Below are 610 nucleotides of genomic sequence, written 5' to 3'. Positions count from 1 at the left end.
GTTTTACCTCATAATTGGTCTGCTTAAGTACCTCGGTTGCCTCTTCTTTAGTGCACTCCGTCGCCTGCATAACAATGCGAGCAGCACGCGCGACCAATTTGTTGTTGGTCGCTTTCACGTCCACCATCAAGTTTTGGTAGCTCTTACCTAAACGGATCATACTTGCTGTAGTGAGCATGTTGAGCACCAACTTTTGCGCGGTGCCTGATTTTAAGCGAGTGGACCCCGTCAAGGCTTCAGGGCCAACAACGGGGCTTATTGCGATATCGGCAATATCTGCGATAGGAGAGTCCGGATTGCACGACAACGCAACGGTAGTTGCACCAATCGTATTCGCGTATTCCAAACCGCCAATCACATAAGGTGTTCGACCACTGGCAGCTATTCCTACCAGTACATCATTGCTGCTGAAGTCGATATCCTTTAAATCTTGCTCACCAAGTTGAGGTGAGTCCTCTGCACCTTCTTTGGCTTTTAGTATCGCTTCTGGGCCACCAGCGATAAGGCCGATGACCATTTTGTCCGATACGCCAAACGTTGGTGGGCATTCCGAGGCATCCAGTACACCTAAACGGCCGCTCGTGCCTGGACGCATATAAATTAAGCGTCC

General features: G+C 50.0%; 1 protein-coding gene. It reads right to left on the bottom strand.

All coding sequences use genetic code 11. The annotated features are described in order from the left end of the window. On the bottom strand, window positions 1-610 hold a 610-nt coding region (gene murQ, locus R7093_RS26435; RefSeq protein ID WP_318147178.1), incomplete at both ends, for an N-acetylmuramic acid 6-phosphate etherase.

It is taken from the genome of Vibrio sp. 1580 (assembly GCF_033340055.1).
The sequence above is the reverse complement of the archived record's forward strand: the minus strand, read 5'-3'. Positions and strand labels throughout refer to the sequence as shown.